We start from the raw sequence: 18,505 nt of genomic DNA, 5'->3' as shown, positions 1-18,505 counted from the left end.
GATCGCCCCCGCCGAACTCGCTGCGCTGATGCGCGCCGAGCACGGCGACCCCTTCGCGGTGCTCGGCCCGCATCAGGTCGGCGAGCGGCTGGTGCTGCGGGCCCTGCTGCCCGACGCGCGGGCCGTCACCGTGGTCGATGCCGCCGGAGCGCCGCTGGCCGACCTCGCCCGGCAGGACGACAGCGCCCTGTTCACCGGCGTCCTGCCCCCCGGCACCCCGCGCACGGCCCATCGCATGCGGGTGAGTTGGAGCGATGGCCATCAATCCGAGCTCATCGACCCCTACGCCTTCCCGCCTCTCATCCACGAACTCGACGTGTGGCTGCTCGCCGAGGGCCGCCATCACCGCCCCTACGAATGGCTGGGCGCCCACCCGGTCATCGTCGATGGCGTCGCCGGCACGCGCTTTGCGGTGTGGGCGCCGGCGGCCCACCGGGTGTCGGTGGTGGGCAGCTTCAACAACTGGGACGGGCGCCGCCACATGATGCGCCGGCGGGTCGAATGCGGCACCTGGGAGATCTTCATCCCCCAGGTGGGCGAAGGCGACCTCTACAAGTTCGAGATCCTCGGCGCCGACGGGCAGCTGCGCCTCAAGGCCGACCCCTTCGCGTTCCGCGCCGAGGTGCGCCCGCACACCGCCTCGGTGGTGCAGCGCCTGCTGCCCGGCGTCGCCATCGACGACGCCCGCCGCCGCGCCAACGCCCTCGACGCGCCGGTCAGCATCTACGAGGTGCACCTGGGCTCGTGGCAGCGCAACGAGCGGGGCGAATGGCTGAGCTACGCCGAACTCGCCGCGCGGCTGATCCCCTACGCGGTCGCCATGGGCTTCACCCACCTCGAGCTGCTGCCGGTGCACGAGCACCCCTTCGACGGCTCCTGGGGCTACCAGCCCACCGGCCTTTACGCGCCCACCTCGCGCTTCGGCCGGCCGGAGGATTTCCGCGCCTTCGTCGAGGCGGCCCGGGCCGCCGGCCTCGGGGTGATCCTCGACTGGGTGCCGGCCCATTTCCCCACCGACGCCCACGGCCTGGCCGAGTTCGATGGCACCCACCTCTACGAGCACGCCGACCCCCGCGAGGGCTTCCATCAAGACTGGAACACCTTGATCTACAACTACGGCCGCAACGAGGTGCGCAGCTACCTGGCCAGCAACGCCCTCTACTGGATCGAGCGCTACGCCGTCGACGGGCTGCGGGTGGACGCCGTCGCCTCGATGCTCTACCGCGACTACAGCCGCCAGAGCGGCGAGTGGATTCCCAACATTCACGGCGGCCGCGAGAACCTCGAGGCCATCGAGTTCCTGCGCCGCACCAACCACCTGGTCGGCACCCAGCGCCCCGAGGCGGTGATGCTGGCCGAAGAATCCACCGCCTTTCCGCTGGTCACCCGGCCGCCCTCCGACGACCTGCAGGGTGGCGGGCTGGGCTTCCATTACAAGTGGAACATGGGCTGGATGAACGACGTGCTGGCCTACATGGCCCGCGACCCCATCCATCGCCGCCACCACCACGACCAGATCCGCTTTTCGCTGATGTACGCCTTCAGCGAAAATTTCGTGCTGCCCCTGTCCCACGACGAGGTGGTGCACGGCAAGGGCGCACTGCTCGCCAAGATGCCCGGCGACGCCTGGCAGCAATTCGCCAACCTGCGCCTGCTGTACGGCTTCATGTGGGGGCATCCGGGCAAGAAGCTGCTCTTCATGGGCTGCGAGTTCGCCCCCCGCGAAGAATGGAACGCCGACCGTGCCCTGCCCTGGCAGTGCCTCGACCACGCCCCCCACGCCGGCGTGCAGCGCCTCGTGCGCGACCTCAACCACGCCCTCCGGGCCCACCCGGCGCTGCACGCGCTGGACGCCTCGCCCGACGGCTTCGCCTGGATCGACCACAGCGACGCGGCCCATTCGGTGCTCGTCTTCGAGCGCCGCGCGCCGGGCGGCGAGCGGGTCGTGGTGCTGTGCAACTTCACCCCGGTGGTGCGCGAGAGCTGGCGCATCGGCGTACCTCAGGCGGGCACCTGGGTCGAGCTCATCAACACCGATGCCGCCGGGTATGGCGGCTCGGACGTGGTCAACGGGCCGCTGGCGAGCGAAGCCGTGCCCTGGCAGGGCCAGGCCCAGTCGGTGCTGCTCACGCTGCCGCCCCTCGCCACCCTGATGCTGGTGCGCCGTGACTGACTCCGCCCACGCCCCGCTGCAGGCCGGCCGGCCCTGGCCCCTGGGGGCCGACTGCGGCGCGGCGGGCGTCAACTTTGCCGTGTGGGCGCCGGACGCCACCGCCGTCGAGCTGTGCCTGTTCGACGCCACCGGCACTACCGAAAAAGCCCGGCTACGCCTCCCCGCCTGCACCGACGGTGTCTGGCACGGCCTGCTGCCGGGCATGAGGCTGGAAGCGGGGGCCAGCCTGGTGTATGGCCTGCGCGCCCATGGCCCGTGGGCACCCCGGCAGGGCCACCGCTTCAACCCGGCCAAGCTGCTCCTCGACCCCTGGGCCCGGGAAGTCGTCGGCCGCTACGGGCGGCAGGGGCCCGGCCCCGCGGACGACCCGCGGCTGGCCGCCGAACTCGCCCGCCACCAGGGCAGCAGCCCCGACGCCCCCGACTGGCCCGACCCCCACGACAACGCCGCCACCGCCCTGAAAGCCCGGCTGAGCATCCCCACCTCGCCCCGGCCACGCCCCCCGCGCCCCCACGTTGCAGCGGACCTCACGGTGCTTTACGAGGCCCACGTGCGCGGCCTCACGATGGCGCATCCGGACATCCCGGCCGATCTTCGCGGCAGCTACGCCGCGCTGGCCCACCCGGCAATGCTTGCCCACTACCGGGCGCTCGGCATCACCACCCTGGCGCTGCTGCCGATCCACTTCCGCGCAGACGAGGCGGCGCTGCAGCGGCGCGGGCTCGCCAACCACTGGGGCTATTCCCCCATCGCCTGGCTCGCTCCCGAGCCCCGCTATGGGAGCGGCCGGCCCGGCACCACGCCCGAGGGCGAGCTGATCGAGGCCATCGACCAGCTCCACGCGGCCGGGCTGGAGGTGATCCTCGACGTGGTCTTCAACCACAGCGCCGAGCTCGACCACACCGGCCCGACCCTCTCCCTGCGGGGCCTCGCCAACGCCCGTGCCTACCGGCTGGGGCCCGACGGGGTCTACCTCGACTGGACCGGCTGCGGCAACGCCCTCAACCTCGGCGAACCACGGATCGTCGAACTGGTGCTGGGCGCCCTGCGCCACTGGGCCACCCATTACCGGGTGGACGGCTTCCGCTTCGACCTCGCCACCACCCTGGCCCGCAACCGCCACGGCGAGTTCGACCCGGGCGCCCCCTTCCTTGCCGCGCTGCAGGCCGATCCGCAGCTGTCCCGCCTCAAGTGGATCGCCGAACCCTGGGACCTCGGCCCCGGCGGCTACCGGCTCGGCAGCTTCCCCGCCGGCTGGCTCGAATGGAACGACCAGTACCGCGACACCCTGCGCCGCTGGTGGCTGCTCGGCCACGGCGACCGGGGCGGCTTCGCCCACCGTTTCGCGGCCTCCAGCGGGCAGTTCCACCACGACGGGCGCGGGCCGCTGGCGAGCGTCAACTTCATCTGCGCCCACGACGGCTTCACGCTGCGCGACCTCGTCAGCCACGACCACCGCCACAACGCCGCCAACGGCGAGCACAACCGCGACGGCCACCCGCACAACGCCTCGTGGAACTGCGGCGTCGAGGGCGACACCGCCGACCCGGTCGTGCTCGCGCTGCGCCACCGCCTGCAGCGCGCCCTGCTGGCCACGCTGCTGCTGTCCCAGGGCACGCCGATGCTGCTGGCCGGCGACGAGATCGGCCACAGCCAGCGCGGCAACAACAACGCCTACTGCCAGGACAACGCCACCACCCGCCTCGCCTGGGCCGGCGCCGACACGGCCCTGCTGGCCTGCGCCGCCCGCCTGCTCGCCCTGCGCCGGCGCCATCCGGCCCTGCGCCAGGCCCACTGGCTGCAGGGCCCCACCGACGACGCGGCGCCGACGGTGCGCTGGCTGGAGCCCGACGGCCGCCCGCTTGCCGCCGACGCCTGGCAGGCCGACCGCGGCGCGCTGGCGATCTGGCTGCAGGCCGCCCCGGCGACACCCGCGGACGACTCCGCGCCGGTGCTGCTGCTGGTCAACCGCGACCCTGCTCCCTGCCGCTTCACCCCGCCCGCCGGCGCCTGGCGCCTGGCGTTCGACAGCGACCAGCCCGACGGCCTTCCCGGCGACGGCGACGCCTTCGACTGCCCGGGGCGGACGCTGCGGGTGCTGGTGGGCGCCCCCGCGCCCGGCGCGGTTTCGTGAGCAAGGCTACGGGCGAACCGATACCGACCGCGTGAAAATCACCCTGACATGAGCCCGGACCGCCGGCGGCGGCCCCTCCAGCATTCCACTCAAGCCATCGAAAGCGAGCACATCATGGACACCGGCAAGATGATCGACCGAAGGAACGCCCGACGAACCGTGGCCCTGGTGCTGGCCGGCGGGCGGGGCTCGCGGCTGCGCGACCTGACCAACGTGCGCGCCAAGCCCGCGGTGCACTTTGGCGGCAAGTTCCGCATCATCGACTTCGCGCTTTCCAACTGCATCAACTCGGGCATCCGCAGCATCGGGGTGATCACCCAGTACAAGTCCCACTCCCTGCTGCGCCACCTGCAGCGGGGCTGGAGCTTCCTGCGCAAGGAGCTCAACGAGTTCGTCGAGCTGCTGCCCGCCCAGCAGCGGGTGGACGAGGAGCACTGGTACCAGGGCACCGCCGACGCGGTCTACCAGAACCTCGACATCATCCGTGACGACTCCCGCCCGCCCGAGTACGTCCTCATCCTCGCCGGCGACCACGTGTACAAGATGGACTACTGGGTGATGCTGCGCGACCACGTGCAAGGCGGGCGCAACGTCACCGTGGGCTGCATCGAGGTGCCCCGGCGCGACGCCCACGCCTTCGGCGTGATGGCCATCGACGGCGAGCGCCACATCACCGAGTTCATCGAGAAGCCCGCCGACCCGCCCGCCATGCCCGGCAATCCGGAGCTGTCGCTGGCCAGCATGGGCATCTACATCTTCAACGCCGCCTACCTCTACCAGCTCCTCGAGGAAGACGCCCGCAACCCGCACTCCAGCCACGACTTCGGCAAGGACCTGATCCCCCGCGCGGTGGCCGAGGGCCAGGCCCTGGCCCACCCCTTCGGCCTGTCGGCGATCACCAACCCACCCTTCTCCGGCCCCTACTGGCGCGACGTGGGCACCATCGACGCCTACTGGGCGGCCAACCTCGACCTGGCCTCCACCACCCCCGCCCTCAACATGTACGACAAGGACTGGCCGATCTGGACCTACCAGGAGCAGCTCGCGCCGGCCAAGTTCGTGCACGACCAGGACGGCCGCCGCGGCATGGCCATCGACTCGCTGGTCTCCGGCGGCTGCATCGTGTCGGGCTCCGTGATCCGCAACTCGGTGCTGTTCTCCAGCATCCTGGTACGCTCCTACAGCGAGATCAACGAAGCCGTCGTGCTGCCCGACGTCCAGATCAACCGCCACTGCCGGCTGCGCAAGGTGGTCATCGACCGGGGCTGCGTGCTGCCCGAGGGGCTGGTCATCGGCGAGGACCCGGAACTCGACGCCCGCCGCTTCCACCGCACCGAATGCGGCGTGGTGCTGGTCACCCAGCAGATGCTCGACGCCCTCCAGGAATGACTGCCATGCGCGTACTTCAAGTCTGTGCCGAGATCTTTCCGCTCCTCAAGACCGGCGGCCTCGCCGACGTGGCCGGCGCCCTGCCGGCCGCCCTCGCCGCCCAAGGAGCCCGGGTGCGCGTGCTGCTGCCGGGCTTTCCGGCGATCCTGGCGGGGCTCGAAGGCGCCAGGCCCCTGGCCCGCCTCGCCGCGCCGGCGGCGCTGGCCCCGGTCGAGGCACGCCTGCTGTTCGGCCGGCTGCCCGCCTGCGGCGTCGAGGCCTACGTGATCGACGCGCCAGCCTTCTATCGGCGGGCCGGCGGCCCCTACGCCGACGCCCATCACCAGCCCTACGCCGACAACCACCTGCGCTTCGCCCTGCTCGGCTGGGCCGCCGCCCGGCTGGCCGACGGGCTCGACACCAGCTGGGCGCCCGACGTGGTGCACTGCCACGACTGGCACGCCGGCCTCGCCCCGGCCTGCCTGCACGCCGAGGCCGAGCGACGCGGGCGGGCCATGCCGCCCAGCCTGTTCACCATCCACAACCTGGCCTACCAGGGCGCCTTCGACGCCGCCCGCTTCGGCGAGCTGGGCCTGCCGGCACACTTCTTTTCGATGCACGGGGTCGAGTTCCACGGCCAGCTCAACTTCATGAAGGCCGGCCTCTACTACGCCGACCGGATCAGCACCGTGAGCCCCAGCTACGCCCGCGAGATCCAGTCCTACGAGCAGGGCTGCGGCTTCGACGGCCTGCTGCGCAGCCGCGCCCACGACCTGGAGGGGATCCTCAACGGCGTCGATGCCGGAGTCTGGAGCCCGGTCGCCGACCCGCTGCTGCCCGCCACCTACAGCGCCGACGACACCACCGGCAAGGCCGCCTGCAAGGCGGCGCTGCAGAGGGCGCTCGGCTTGAAGCGCGCAGCGAGCGCCCCGCTGTTCTGCGTCGTCAGCCGGCTCACCGAGCAGAAGGGCCTGCATCTGGTGCTCGACGCCTTGCCCCGTCTCGTCGGGCAGGGCGCCCAGTTCGCGCTGCTGGGGAGCGGCGACACCAGTCTGGAGGCGGCCTTCCACGCCGCCGCCGAGGCCAGCCCCGCTGCGGTCGCGGTGCGCATCGGCTACGACGAGCCCTTCGCCCACCGCCTGATCGCCGGCAGCGACGTGATCATGGTGCCCTCCCACTTCGAGCCCTGCGGGCTGACCCAGCTCTACGGCCTCGCCTACGGCACGCTGCCGCTGGTGCGGCGGGTCGGCGGGCTGGCCGACACGGTGGCCGACGCCCGCCTCGAGACCCTCGACACCGACGCCACCGGCTTCGTCTTCGAGCCCTTCACCGCCGACGCGCTGCTCGGCGCCGTGGCGCGCGCCCTGGCCCTCTACCGCCGCCGCGCCGACTGGAAGCGGGTGCGCCAGCGCGGGATGCGCCAGCACTTCGGCTGGGACGCCGCCGCGGCCCGCTACCTGGCCCTTTACGGCATACTCGCGCCCCATTCCGCTGCATAACCCACCACCGCGGCCGCCCCGGATCTCCCATGGACCTGAAGCAGTTCTCCCGCCACTACGACCACCTGCTGCACGACGTCTCGGCGCTCAAACGGGCGATCTGCAACAAGCTCGTCTACCAGATCGCCAAGAACCCGGCCTCCGCCCGCGCCGAGGACTGGCTGCACGCCGTGTCCTACGCGGTGCGCGACCACCTCGTCGAACGCTGGATGGAGACCATCGGCAACGACTACGAGCAGGACGTGAAGCGGGTGTTCTACCTGTCGATGGAGTTCCTCATCGGCCGCACCTTCAGCAACGCCATGCTGGCCCTCGACCTGATGCCCACCGTGCGCCAGGCCCTGCGCGAGCTGGAGGTTGACCTCGACGAGCTGCTCAACCTGGAGCCCGACGCGGCCCTCGGCAACGGCGGCCTCGGCCGGCTGGCGGCCTGCTTCCTCGACTCCATGGCGACCCAGGGCATCGCCGGCTTCGGCTACGGCATCCGCTACGACTACGGCATGTTCCGCCAGCGCATCGTGGATGGCCAGCAGGTGGAGGTGCCCGACTACTGGCTGACCCACGGCAACCCGTGGGAATTCCAGCGCCCCGAGATCCGCGTGCTGGTGCGCTACGGCGGCCGCCTCGAGGAAGAGGGCAAGCGGGTGCGCTGGGTGGACACCGAGGACGTGCTGGCCATGGCCTACGACCAGATCATCCCCGGCTACGGCACCAAGGTCACCAACACCCTGCGCCTGTGGTCGGCAAAGGCCACCGAAGAGATCGACCTGTCGGCCTTCAACCAGGGCAATTACTTCGGCGCCGTCGAGATCAAGAACCACTCCGAGAACGTCTCGCGGGTGCTCTACCCGGACGACTCCACCCTGCTCGGCCGCGAGCTGCGCCTGCGCCAGGAGTATTTCTTCGTCTCGGCCAGCCTGCAGGACATCGTGCGGCGCTACCTGGTCAACCACCAGAGCTTCGACGCCCTGCCCGACAAGGTCAGCATCCACCTCAACGACACCCACCCGGTGCTGGCGATCCCCGAGCTGATGCGCATCCTGCTCGACGAGCACGGGCTCGACTGGAAGCACGCCTGGGGCCTGTGCCGGCGCGTGTTCTCGTACACCAACCACACCCTGATGCACGAGGCCCTCGAGACCTGGCCGGTGTCCATGCTCGGGCGGGTGCTGCCGCGCCACCTGCGCATCATCTTCGACATCAACGCCGACTTCCTCGAGAGCATCACCGCCGTGCATGGCCACGACACCGAGCTGATGCGCCGGGTGTCGCTGGTGGACGAGGCCGGCGAACGCTACGTGCGGATGGCCTACCTGGCGGTGGTGGCCTCCCACTCGGTGAATGGCGTGTCGGCGCTGCACTCCGAGCTGATGAAGACCTCCATCTTCCGCGACTTCGCGCGCCTGTGGCCAGAGCGCTTCAACAACAAGACCAACGGCGTCACCCCGCGGCGCTGGCTGGCCCAGGCCAACCCCGGCCTCGCCGCGCTGATCGACCAGCGCCTCGGCCCCGACTGGCGCCGCGAGCTGGAGCGCCTCGAGGGCCTGCGCGACTACGCGCACGACAGCTGCTTCATGGCCAGCTTCCGCGCCATCAAGCGCACCAACAAGGAGCGACTGGCCGCCTACGTGCAGAAGCAGCTGTGCATCGCCCTCGACCCCGACGCCATGTTCGACGTGCACGTCAAGCGCATGCACGAATACAAGCGCCAGCTCCTCAACGTGCTCCACGTGGTCACCCGCTACCAGGCCATCCTGGCCAACCCGGGTGCCGACTGGGTGCCGCGGGTGGTGATCTTCGCCGGCAAGTCGGCCTCGGCCTACCACTTCGCCAAGCTGGTGATCCGCCTGATCAACGACGTCGCCGCGGTGGTCAATGACGACCCGCGCATCGGCGGCCGGCTCAAGGTGGTCTTCATCCCCAACTACCGGGTGAGCCTGGCAGAGCTGATCATCCCCGCCGCCGACCTCTCCGAGCAGATCTCCACCGCCGGCACCGAGGCCTCCGGCACCGGCAACATGAAGCTGGCCCTCAACGGCGCGCTGACCATCGGCACCCTCGACGGCGCCAACGTGGAGATCCGCGAGCAGGTGGGCGCCGACAACATCTTCATCTTCGGCAACACCGCCGCCCAGGTGGCCGAGATCCGCGCCGGCGCCTACCGCCCGCGGGACATCTACGAGGCCGACCCGCTGCTGCGACAGGCCCTCGACGCGATCCGCGACGGGGTCTTCAGCCCCCAGCAGCCCGACCGCTACCGCAACATCTTCGATGCGCTGGTGAACCATGGCGACCACTACCTGCTGCTGGCCGACTACGCCAGCTACGTGGCCACCCAGCGGCAGGTGGACGCGGTCTTCCGCCAGCCCGACGAATGGAGCCGCCGCGCCCTGCTCAACGTGGCGGGCATGGGCGTGTTCTCGTCCGACCGCACCATCCTGGAGTACGCCCGCACCATCTGGAACACGCCGCCGGCGCCATCGGCCTGAACGCCCCGGGCCGGGAGCCGCCCACCGCCGGCCGCGCCGGGCCCGGGTACAATGCCGACTGGCCTCGATGTCTATTTAAAGTGGATCTTCAAGTCATGCCGATCACCCAAAGTGCCGCCTGGCAGGAACTCACCGCCCGCCGCGAGGCGCTCTCCTCCCGTCACCTGCGTGACCTGTTCGCCGAAGACCCCAACCGCTTCGCGCGCTTCTCCCTCGGCGTCGACGGCCTGCTGGCCGACTTTTCCAAGCAGCGCATCGACGCCCGCACCCTCGACCTGCTGATCGAGCTGGCCCGCTCGGCGGACATCACCGGCTGGCGCGAGCGCCTGTTTGCCGGCGACAAGATCAACACCAGCGAGAACCGCGCCGTGATGCACCCGGCGCTGCGCCACCTCAAGCTCGGCCCCTTCCCCACCGCCGACAACGACGTGATGCCCGAGGTCCGCACCGTGCGCGCCCAGATGCGGGCCTTCTCCGAGCGGGTGCGCGGCGGCCTGTGGCGCGGCTTCTCGGGCGAAGCCATCCGCGACGTGGTGAACATCGGCATCGGCGGCTCCGACCTCGGCCCCAAGATGGTCGTCCGCGCCCTGTCGTCCTACCAGCGGGCCGGGCTGCGCATGCACTTCGTGTCGAATCTGGACAGCGCCCACCTGGCGCCCCTGCTCGACACCCTCGACCCGCGCTCGACGCTGTTCATCGTCGCCAGCAAGACCTTCACCACCCAGGAGACCATGCTCAACGCCGTCACCGCGCGCCAGTGGCTGTGCGCCGCGGCCGGCGAGCAGGCGGCCCGGGCGCTGCCGCTGCACTTCGTGGCGGTCAGCTCGGCCGTCGACAAGGTGCAGGAGTTCGGCCTGCCGCCCGAGAACATCTTCCGCATGTGGGACTGGGTCGGCGGGCGCTACTCGCTGTGGTCGGCGGTCGGCCTGCCCATCGCGCTGGCGATCGGCATGACCGGCTTCGAGCGCCTGCTGGCCGGCGCCCAGGCCATGGACCGGCATTTCCAGGACGCACCGCTGGCGCGCAACCTGCCGGTGCTGATGGCCATGATCGGCATCTGGAACACCAACTTCCTCGGCGCCGAGACCTGCGCGGTGCTGCCCTACAACGAATCCCTGCGCTTCCTGCCGTCCTTCCTGCAGCAGCTCGAGATGGAGTCCAATGGCAAGACGGTCGGCCGCGACGGCCTGCCCCTGAGCTGCCACGCCAACCCCATCGTGTGGGGCGAGATCGGTTCCAACGGCCAGCACGCCTTCTTCCAGCTGCTCCACCAGGGCGGCTGGCTGATCCCCAGCGACTTCATCGCCAGCGCCCACAGCGACTACCCGCTGCCCGGCCACCAGGCGCCGCTGATGGCCAACTTCCTGGCCCAGAGCGCCGCGCTGGCCTTCGGCAAGACCGAGGCCGAGGCCCGGGCCGAGCTGCAGGCCGCCGGCATCCCGCCCGAAAAGATCACCGCCCTGCTGCCGCACAAGGTGTTCGCCGGCAACCAGCCGTCCACCACCATCCTGCTGTCGCGCCTCAGCCCCTACCTGCTGGGCATGCTGCTGGCCCTCTACGAGCACAAGGTGTTCGTGCAGGGCGTGGTGTGGGGGATCAACTCCTTCGACCAGTGGGGGGTGGAGCTCGGCAAGCAGCTCGCCGGCCGCCTGCTGCCGGCCCTGTGCGGCGAGGTCGGCACCGAGGGGCTCGACCCGTCGACCCGCGAGCTGATCGGCTGGTGCCGAGAGTACGGCAACTTTTGAGCGCCCCCGGGGCCGGGCTTCGCCCAGCCCGCCCCCCGTGGAGGTCAAGGAAACCCGGGGCTTCCCTGCGCGTGCTCAAGAGCCCGGCGGACTCGCCGACGCCCCATCGACAGGCCGGCGGCGATCTCCGGCCCCGGCGGAACCGTGACGCCGGGGAGCGAGCCCAGACCTGCCGCAGTGTTCAGAAATCGTAGCCGGGGTCTTCACCGATGTCGGGGATGCGCTCGGCGCCCCCCGCGTCCTCGCCCCAGCCCCGGGGGAGCGCCTCGAAGCCGGGCACGCCCACCTCGTGGCGCAGGGCGTTGAGGCGGTTCAGCCAGCCCTTGAGGAAGACGGCGGTGTCGGGATTTCGGCGCGCCAGCTCACGGTAATAGGCCTCGCGGGTGGCGCAGTAGCCGGCGATGAGATCGCCTGGCGTGCAGGCCCGCACGGCCTTCTCGGTCTGGGCACCAAAATCGCCATCCACGCCGCAGCCGGCAGCTTTTTGCAGGAAGCGCACGGCGCGCCCGGGGCCCATGTTGACGGCGGTGTCGAACTGCACCAGATCGAGCCCCCTGCCGAGCAGCTCGCAGCGGGGCGGAATCCAGTAGCCGGATTCGTAGATGCGGTGCAGCTCGGTGTCTTCGAGGCCCTTGACGTCGCGCACGGGGAGCCCCTGCCGGCGGCGCCAGGCGTCATAGACCCTCTGGGTGACCCCCTTGTTGGTGCGCCCACCGGGGTCTTTGGGATGATCCACGAAGCCGCCCTCCCAGCGCAGGACGAACGGCAGGGAAGCTAGAAAGCCGGCACTGGCCATGATGGTCTCCTCGGACTTGCTGCCGCAGGCAGCGGGGCCGCTGCCGCCGTGCGGATCGGGCAACGACGGGGCGCGAGGCCCTGACGTCATGATTTCATGCTAGCAGACGCCCCCCGGTAGTCCAGCGGGCGGACGCTATTCGAACGTCACCACCACCTCGTCGGCCTGCACCGTGTCGCCCGCCTTGACCCGGATCGCCGCCACCTTGCCGGCCACCGGGGCGGTGATGTTGGTCTCCATCTTCATGGCCTCCAGCACCATCAGGCTGTCGCCCACCTGCAGGCTCTGGCCGGGCTGGGCGATGAGCTTGACGACAATGCCCGACACCGGGCTGCGGCAGACCTTGGCCTCGTCCTCCACCGGCGCGGCGCTGGGGGCGGCAGCGGGTTCCGGCCTGCCGACGACGCTGCCGGCGAGCCGCGCCGAACCGATCGGATAGGCCGGCGGCAGCCCGGCGTGGTCGGCCTCGGCCACCTCCACGTCCACTTCGTATGTCTTGCCGTCGATGGTGATGTTGAGCTTCACGATGATGTCCTGTGGGTGAGCGTTTCAGCGGCGTCTCTGGTGGGAGGCGTGCACGTTGAGGCGGCCGACCTGGCCCCAGGCGGCGGACTGGATCAGGCGCACCTGGCGGATGTGGGCGCGCACCCCCAGGTAGGCCGCCACCGCCGCCGAGATGGCGAGGAGTTCTTCTTCGGTGATCCCGGTGTCCGGCACCGGCGCGGGTTCGGCTGCCGGCGCCGGCACGGCCGGCGGGCGGATGCCTGCGTCGGCGAGGCAGCCTTCGAGCTGGGCAACACGGGCGCCGAGGCCCCGCACCTCGTCGCGGAGTTCGCGCAGCATGGCGAGCAGCTCACCCTCGGAGACGGCGGGCGGGAGTTCTTTGCCTTCCATCGCGGCTCTCCTAGAGGGGCATCAGGCCGTGCTTCTTGTGGGGGCGCGGCTGGCGCTTGATGCGCAGGTATTCGAGGGCCTGGGCCACGTGCCGGCGGGTCAGCGCCGGCTCGATGACCGCGTCCACCAGCCGATGCTCTGCCGCCACGTAGGGATTGGAGAAGGCCTCGCGGTACTCGGCGATGAGCTCCTTGCGTTTCTCCTCGGGGTTGTCGGCCTCGTCGATCTCCTTGCGGAAGACGATCTCGGCGGCCCCCTCGGCGCCCATCACCGCCACCTCGGCGGTCGGCCAGGCGAACACCCGGTCGGCACCGAGATCCTTGCCGCACATGGCCAGGTAGGCGCCGCCGTAGCTCTTGCGCAGGATCACGGTGATCTTGGGCACCGTCGCCGAGGCGTAGGAAAACAGCAGCTTGGCCCCGTGGCGGATGATGCCGCCGTACTCCTGCCTGACGCCGGGCAGGAAGCCCGGCACGTCGACGAAGGTGACGATGGGGATGTTGAAGGCGTTGCAGAAGCGGATGAACCTCGAGGCCTTGTTGGAGGCGTCGATGTCGAGCACCCCGGCCTGCACCGACGGCTGGTTGGCGACGATGCCGACGCTGTTGCCGCCGATGCGCCCGAAGCCGACGACGATGTTGGGCGCGTGGCCGGCCTGGACCTCGAGAAAATCGCCGAAATCCACCACCGCGCTAATCACCTTGACCACGTCGTAGCCCTGCTTGGTATCCACCGGCACCAGGGTCTCGAGCAGCGGGTTGGGGTCGACGGTGCTGTCGCCCTCCACCTGGGGCGGATCCTCGAGATTGTTGGGGGGCAGGAAGCTGAGCAGCTTCTGGCACAGCAGGATCGCGTGGCGGTCGTCCTCGGCGATGAAGTGGATCACCCCCGAGTGGATCATGTGGGCATCGGGCCCGCCGAGCTGCTCGGCGGTCACCGACTCGCCGGTGACCTGCTTGATGACCTGGGGCCCGGTGATGAAGAGCTGGGCCTGGCGGGTCTGGATGATGAAGTCGGTGAGCGCCGGGCTGTAAGCCGCCCCGCCGGCGCAGGGCCCGCAGATCAGCGAGATCTGCGGCACCACCCCCGACAGCAGCACGTTGGCGTTGAACACCTTGCCGTAGCCCGACAGCGAATCGACGCCCTCCTGCACCCGCGCGCCGCCCGAGTCGTTGATGAAGACGAAGGGCGAGCCGGTCTTGAGCGACTGGTACATGATCTCGGCGACCTTGATCGAATGCACCTCGCCCGCCGAGCCGCCGGCCACGGTGAAATCCTGGCTCGCCAGGTGCACCAGCCGGCCACCCACGGCGCCCGCCCCGGTCACCACCCCGTCGGCGGGCAGGCGCTTGCCCTCCATCCCGAACAGCGTGGCGCGGTGGGTGGCGAAGAGGCCGATCTCCTCGAAACTGCCCTCGTCCACCAGCGCCGCGACCCGCTCCCGGGCGGTGAGCTTGCCAGCCTCGCGCTGTTTCTCCTGACGCTCGGCGCCGCCGCCCAGGTGGGCCTCGGCCTGGCGGCGGCGCAGCTCGTCGATCTTGTCCTGCATCGTGCTCATGGATGGATCCTCGTTATTCGGCCGGCGCCACCGACACCCGGTGGGAGCGGCCATTGAGCGTGACGTCGTAAACCACCTGGGTGCGCACCGGCCCCTTGCGGCGGTCCACCGGCGGGACGGTCGGCTTGCCAGCGTCGGATACGTCCGGCTCGTGGCCCAGGTTGCGCGGCCCGGCGGCGCGGGTCTCGAAGAACTTGGCGCCCACCTGGGGGAACATCGCGTAGGTGAGCACATCCTCGTCGCTGCCGTCGCAGCCCGGCAGCGCCACCGCGGTATCGCGCAGGTGCTGCCACTCGGGCTGCAGCAGGTCGGCCGGCCGCGCGGTGATGGGCGGCTTGCCGGCGTGGCGGGCGGCGTGCTCCGTCACCTCCGGGTCGCGCTCGCCGGGGGGGCTCCCGTAGTAGCCGAGCATGAGGTCGGCGAACTCGCCGGACATGGCCTTGTAGCGGCCCATCATCACGTTGAAGACGGCCTGGGTGCCGACGATCTGGCTCGACGGCGTGACCAGCGGCGGGTAGCCCGCGTCGCGGCGTACGTGGGGCACCTCGGCGAGCACCTCCTTGAGCCGGTGGGCGGCCTTCTGCTGCTTGAGCTGGCTCTCCATGTTGGAGATCATCCCGCCCGGGATCTGGCTGTCGAAGATGTCGGTTTCGACGCCGATGATGTTCGACATGAACTCCCGGTAGCGCGGCCGCACCAGGTTGAAGTGGTCCTTGATCCGGTGCAGGCGGGCCTTGTCGACCCGCGTGGTGAAGCCGGTGCCTTCGAGCATCTCGACGAGGCTCTCGGTGGGGTTGTGGCCGGGGCCCAGACTGAGCGAGCTGATCGCGGTATCCACGCAGTCGGCGCCCGCCTCGATGGCCTTCATGAGGCTCACCATCGTCACGCCGGTGGTGGCGTGGGTGTGCACATGCACCCGCACCGCCTCACCGCAGGCCTCCTTGATGCCGCGCACGATGTCGTAGGCCGGCTGGGGCTTGAGCAGCGCCGCCATGTCCTTGATGCACAGGGAGTCGCAGCCCATGTCGACCAGGCCCCGGGCCATGTCGACAAAACCCTGCACGGTGTGCAGCGGGCTCACGGTATAGCAGATGGTGCCCTGGGCGTGCTTGCCGTTGCGGCGCACGGCCTGCACCGAGTGGCGGAGGTTGCGCAGGTCGTTGAGGGCGTCGAAGACGCGGAAGACGTCCATGCCGTTCTCGGCCGCCTTGTCGACGAAGCGGTCCACCACGCCGTCTTCATAGTGGCGGTAGCCGAGCAGGTTCTGCCCCCGCAGCAGCATCTGCAGCCGCGAATTGGGCAGCAGGCGGCGGAAGGTTCGCAGACGCTCCCAGGGGTCTTCGTTGAGGAAACGGATGCAGGCGTCGAAGGTGGCCCCGCCCCAGCACTCCACCGACCAGTAGCCGGCCTGGTCGATGTCCTCGCAGGCGGGCAGCATGTCTTCAAGGGCCATGCGGGTGGCCAGCAGGCTCTGGTGGGCATCCCGCAGGGCAAGCTCGGTGATTTCGATGGTCTTGGCCATGGATGCAATCCTCGTCTGAAGCGCGCGGATGCTTAGCGTACATCCAAACCCGTTTTGCGGCGGCGCAGCAGCGAGGGTTTCTGAGCATGATCAAAGCCCACGTGAAAATGCGGTTTCCACGGATGTGGCGATCGTCGTTTTGTGTGCTGCCGCAGGGTCTCGCGCCGGCCGTCGGGGCGGGTGCGAAAAATACGACGGCGGCACACTGCCACCCCGCCAATCTGCCATTCGGTGCACTGCCAGCTGCCATCAACCCGCCTTCAACGGCAGATGCCATTCCGCATGCAATTGATATCTTTGAGGATTATCAAATCAAACAGACTGGCACGGATATTGATTACACCTCCGGGAGATCTCCAACAAAAAAGGACCCGCCCCATGACCCGTCTCCCCTCTTCCGCCCCCTGTTGCGCCGGTGACGGCCCCTCCAACCGGTCCCGCCGCATGCTGCTCATCGCCACGGCCGGTGCCGGCGGGGCCCTGGCGGTGGGCGCCGCGGTACCCTTCGTGGCCAGCCTCACGCCGTCCGAGCGCGCGCTGGCCGCCGGCGCGCCGGTGGAGGTGGATATCGACAAGCTGGCGCCGGGCGAGATGATGGTGGTCGAGTGGCGCGGCAAGCCGGTGTGGATCCTCCACCGCACGCCGGAGATGCTCGCCACCCTCGCCAAGGCCGAGCCTAACCTGGCCGACCCCGGCTCCGCGGTGGAATCCCAGCAGCCCGACTACGCCCGCAACGCCCACCGCTCGATCAAGCCGCAATACCTCGTCGCGGTCGGCATCTGCACCCATCTGGGCTGCTCCCCGTCCAGCGCCTTCGATGCGGGCAACCCAGCGCTGGGAGCCGACTGGCCCGGCGGCTTCCTGTGCCCCTGCCACGGCTCCACCTTCGACCTTGCCGGCCGGGTGTTCAAGAGCAAGCCGGCGCCGACCAACCTCGAAGTGCCGCCCCACAAGTATCTGAGCGACGCCCGCCTCCTGATCGGCGCCGACGATTCGGCCGGCGCCTGAGGCCCGCCCACCGGCGCCCTCCGCCATGCGCCTCGAACCGCCCGCAGCTGCCGACCGCGGCATGCGCATCCTGTCCCTCGTCACCGGCGCGCTACTGGCCTTCCTGCTCGTCGCCCGCCCCGAGGTCGCCCTCGACCGCTGGGGGGGCGCCGACCCGCTGGCCGCCTTGTGGCTGCTGTGGTCGATGGTGGCCGGCTTCGCCAGCGGGACGGGCGTGACGCCACGCCCGCCGGCCCTCCGTCATCTGTTCTCGAGCGAGGCCTGCCTGCTCAGCCTGGTGCTGGCCTTCCTGCGCCTGGCCACCCACTGAGGCCGGGCGGCCTCGCCCCGGCTCAGGCCTTGAAACTGTCGGGCATCTGCACCGCCACCACCTCGCCGCGGGCGGTGACCACCCCGTCGGCCGACACCTCGGCCTCGACGATCACCTTGCGGCCCCGAATCTCCTTGATCCGGCCGCGAATCTGCAGCTCAGGCCCGAGGGGCGTCGGCTTGAGATAATCCACGTGCAGCGACCCGGTCACGAAACGGAAGGCCGGCAGGCTGTCCATCGGGCGGTTTTCGGCGCGGTACATGGCCGCCGCCGCGGTGCCGGTGCAATGGCAGTCGATCAGCGACGCAAGCAGCCCACCATATACGAAGCCGGGAATCGCCGTGTGCTCCGGCCCCGGCTGGAAACGCGTCAGCGTCTCGTCGCCGTCCCAGTAGGTCTTGATCTGGTGGCCGGCGTGGTTGAGGCGCCCGCAGCCATAGCAATGGGCCACGTTTTCCGGGTAGTACTCCTGAAAGGCTTTCATCGGGTCTCCTGGGCAGCTTGCGTGAATGAGAGCAGCATTGTCCCCGTCCGGCACAGGCAAGGCCAGCGCGGGTTGCGGGCCTTTATAGTGCCAGACAATAAACCATATCCGACTAATCAATTGGATCAATCGGGCGACGTTTCCTATCATGCGCTTCATTGCTTCCAACGAAGCCGCCATCACGGGAGAACACCATGCTCGACGCCACCATCAAGGCTCAACTCGCGGCCTACCTCGAACGCCTGCAGCGCCCCATCGAACTCGTCGCCTCCCTGGACGACAGCGCCAAGGGCCAGGAACTCCACGCCCTGCTCGCCGACATCGCCAGCCTCTCCGCCAAGGTCGCCCTGCGCACCGACGGCCAGCACGCCCTGCGCCCGTCCTTCGGCGTCGCCGAGCCGGGCGAGGCCCCGCGCATCCACTTCGCAGGCATCCCGATGGGCCACGAGTTCACCTCCCTGGTGCTGGCCCTGCTGCAGACCGGCGGCCACCCGCCCAAGGTCGACGCGGCGGTGATCGAGCAGA

Annotated in this window: 15 protein-coding genes and 1 pseudogene; 10 read left to right on the top strand and 6 right to left on the bottom strand. The window is 70.1% G+C overall.

Features of this window, described 5'->3' with window-relative positions; translation table 11 throughout:
• Nucleotides 1-28 precede the first annotated feature (28 nt).
• The 6 genes from glgB (at nucleotide 29) to pgi (ending at nucleotide 11,408) form a co-directional block, all read left to right on the top strand.
• Complete coding sequence (gene glgB, locus ACE3OU_RS13260) at nucleotides 29-2,173, top strand: 1,4-alpha-glucan branching protein GlgB (protein WP_374242056.1); 2,145 nt, start codon at nucleotides 29-31, stop codon at nucleotides 2,171-2,173.
• Entirely contained in the window at nucleotides 2,166-4,307 is a 2,142-nt protein-coding gene (gene glgX / locus ACE3OU_RS13255) for a glycogen debranching protein GlgX (RefSeq protein ID WP_374242028.1), read from the top strand. Before glgB ends, glgX begins: the two co-directional genes overlap by 8 nt.
• Nucleotides 4,308-4,355: 48 nt before the next feature.
• Nucleotides 4,356-5,696, top strand: a complete 1,341-nt coding sequence (gene glgC / locus ACE3OU_RS13250) for a glucose-1-phosphate adenylyltransferase (RefSeq protein ID WP_374242027.1) — start codon at nucleotides 4,356-4,358, stop codon at nucleotides 5,694-5,696.
• A gap of 5 nt (nucleotides 5,697-5,701) precedes the next feature.
• Nucleotides 5,702-7,174: a glycogen synthase GlgA gene (glgA, locus tag ACE3OU_RS13245; RefSeq protein ID WP_374242026.1), complete on the top strand. Its 1,473-nt coding sequence runs from the start codon at nucleotides 5,702-5,704 to the stop codon at nucleotides 7,172-7,174.
• A gap of 29 nt (nucleotides 7,175-7,203) precedes the next feature.
• Nucleotides 7,204-9,663, top strand: a complete 2,460-nt coding sequence (locus ACE3OU_RS13240; protein WP_374242025.1) for a glycogen/starch/alpha-glucan phosphorylase — start codon at nucleotides 7,204-7,206, stop codon at nucleotides 9,661-9,663.
• Nucleotides 9,664-9,758: 95 nt separating this feature from the next.
• The gene (gene pgi / locus ACE3OU_RS13235; protein WP_374242024.1) at nucleotides 9,759-11,408 is read left to right on the top strand and encodes a glucose-6-phosphate isomerase; all 1,650 of its coding nucleotides are present in this window, start codon (nucleotides 9,759-9,761) and stop codon (nucleotides 11,406-11,408) included.
• A gap of 181 nt (nucleotides 11,409-11,589) precedes the next feature.
• Here pgi and ACE3OU_RS13230 read toward each other — a convergent pair whose 3' ends face one another.
• From ACE3OU_RS13230 to ACE3OU_RS13210, 5 genes are all read right to left on the bottom strand, one after another.
• A complete protein-coding gene (locus ACE3OU_RS13230; RefSeq protein ID WP_374242023.1) occupies nucleotides 11,590-12,267 on the bottom strand; it encodes a glycoside hydrolase family 108 protein in 678 nt (225 codons plus the stop codon).
• Nucleotides 12,268-12,339: 72 nt separating this feature from the next.
• On the bottom strand, nucleotides 12,340-12,729 hold the full coding sequence (locus tag ACE3OU_RS13225) for a biotin/lipoyl-containing protein (protein ID WP_374242022.1): 390 nt from the start codon (nucleotides 12,727-12,729) through the stop codon (nucleotides 12,340-12,342).
• Between the two features lie 24 nt (nucleotides 12,730-12,753).
• The gene (locus tag ACE3OU_RS13220) at nucleotides 12,754-13,098 is read right to left on the bottom strand and encodes a hypothetical protein (RefSeq protein WP_374242021.1); all 345 of its coding nucleotides are present in this window, start codon (nucleotides 13,096-13,098) and stop codon (nucleotides 12,754-12,756) included.
• Between the two features lie 10 nt (nucleotides 13,099-13,108).
• Nucleotides 13,109-14,647: an acyl-CoA carboxylase subunit beta gene (locus tag ACE3OU_RS13215; RefSeq protein WP_374242055.1), complete on the bottom strand. Its 1,539-nt coding sequence runs from the start codon at nucleotides 14,645-14,647 to the stop codon at nucleotides 13,109-13,111.
• Nucleotides 14,648-14,669: 22 nt separating this feature from the next.
• Nucleotides 14,670-16,178, bottom strand: a complete 1,509-nt coding sequence (locus ACE3OU_RS13210) for a methylmalonyl-CoA carboxytransferase subunit 5S (RefSeq protein WP_374242020.1) — start codon at nucleotides 16,176-16,178, stop codon at nucleotides 14,670-14,672.
• Between the two features lie 86 nt (nucleotides 16,179-16,264).
• Here ACE3OU_RS13210 and ACE3OU_RS13205 point away from each other — a divergent pair, with 86 nt between their 5' ends.
• From ACE3OU_RS13205 to ACE3OU_RS13195, 3 genes are read left to right on the top strand one after another with little or no spacing between them, the layout of a single operon-like run.
• Entirely contained in the window at nucleotides 16,265-16,597 is a 333-nt protein-coding gene (locus ACE3OU_RS13205; protein WP_374242019.1) for a hypothetical protein, read from the top strand.
• Nucleotides 16,598-16,622: 25 nt separating this feature from the next.
• Nucleotides 16,623-17,186 carry a ubiquinol-cytochrome c reductase iron-sulfur subunit gene (petA, locus tag ACE3OU_RS13200; RefSeq protein WP_374242018.1) on the top strand — a complete coding sequence of 188 codons (564 nt, stop codon included), beginning with the start codon at nucleotides 16,623-16,625 and terminating at the stop codon, nucleotides 17,184-17,186.
• 25 nt (nucleotides 17,187-17,211) lie between these two features.
• On the top strand, nucleotides 17,212-17,496 hold the full coding sequence (locus ACE3OU_RS13195) for a cyd operon YbgE family protein (RefSeq protein WP_374242017.1): 285 nt from the start codon (nucleotides 17,212-17,214) through the stop codon (nucleotides 17,494-17,496).
• 22 nt (nucleotides 17,497-17,518) lie between these two features.
• Here the strand turns inward: ACE3OU_RS13195 and ACE3OU_RS13190 are convergent, their stop codons facing one another.
• The gene (locus tag ACE3OU_RS13190; RefSeq protein ID WP_374242016.1) at nucleotides 17,519-17,980 is read right to left on the bottom strand and encodes a PaaI family thioesterase; all 462 of its coding nucleotides are present in this window, start codon (nucleotides 17,978-17,980) and stop codon (nucleotides 17,519-17,521) included.
• A 194-nt stretch (nucleotides 17,981-18,174) separates the two neighbouring features.
• Between ACE3OU_RS13190 and ACE3OU_RS13185 the strand changes: the two are divergent.
• A pseudogene (locus tag ACE3OU_RS13185) lies at nucleotides 18,175-18,505 on the top strand (alkyl hydroperoxide reductase subunit F); the annotation flags it as partial.

Source organism: Zoogloea sp. (assembly GCF_041908905.1).
In the GTDB taxonomy this organism is placed as follows: domain Bacteria; phylum Pseudomonadota; class Gammaproteobacteria; order Burkholderiales; family Rhodocyclaceae; genus Zoogloea.
Note: the sequence above shows the minus strand (reverse complement) of the source record. Positions and strands in the feature narration are given on the sequence as shown.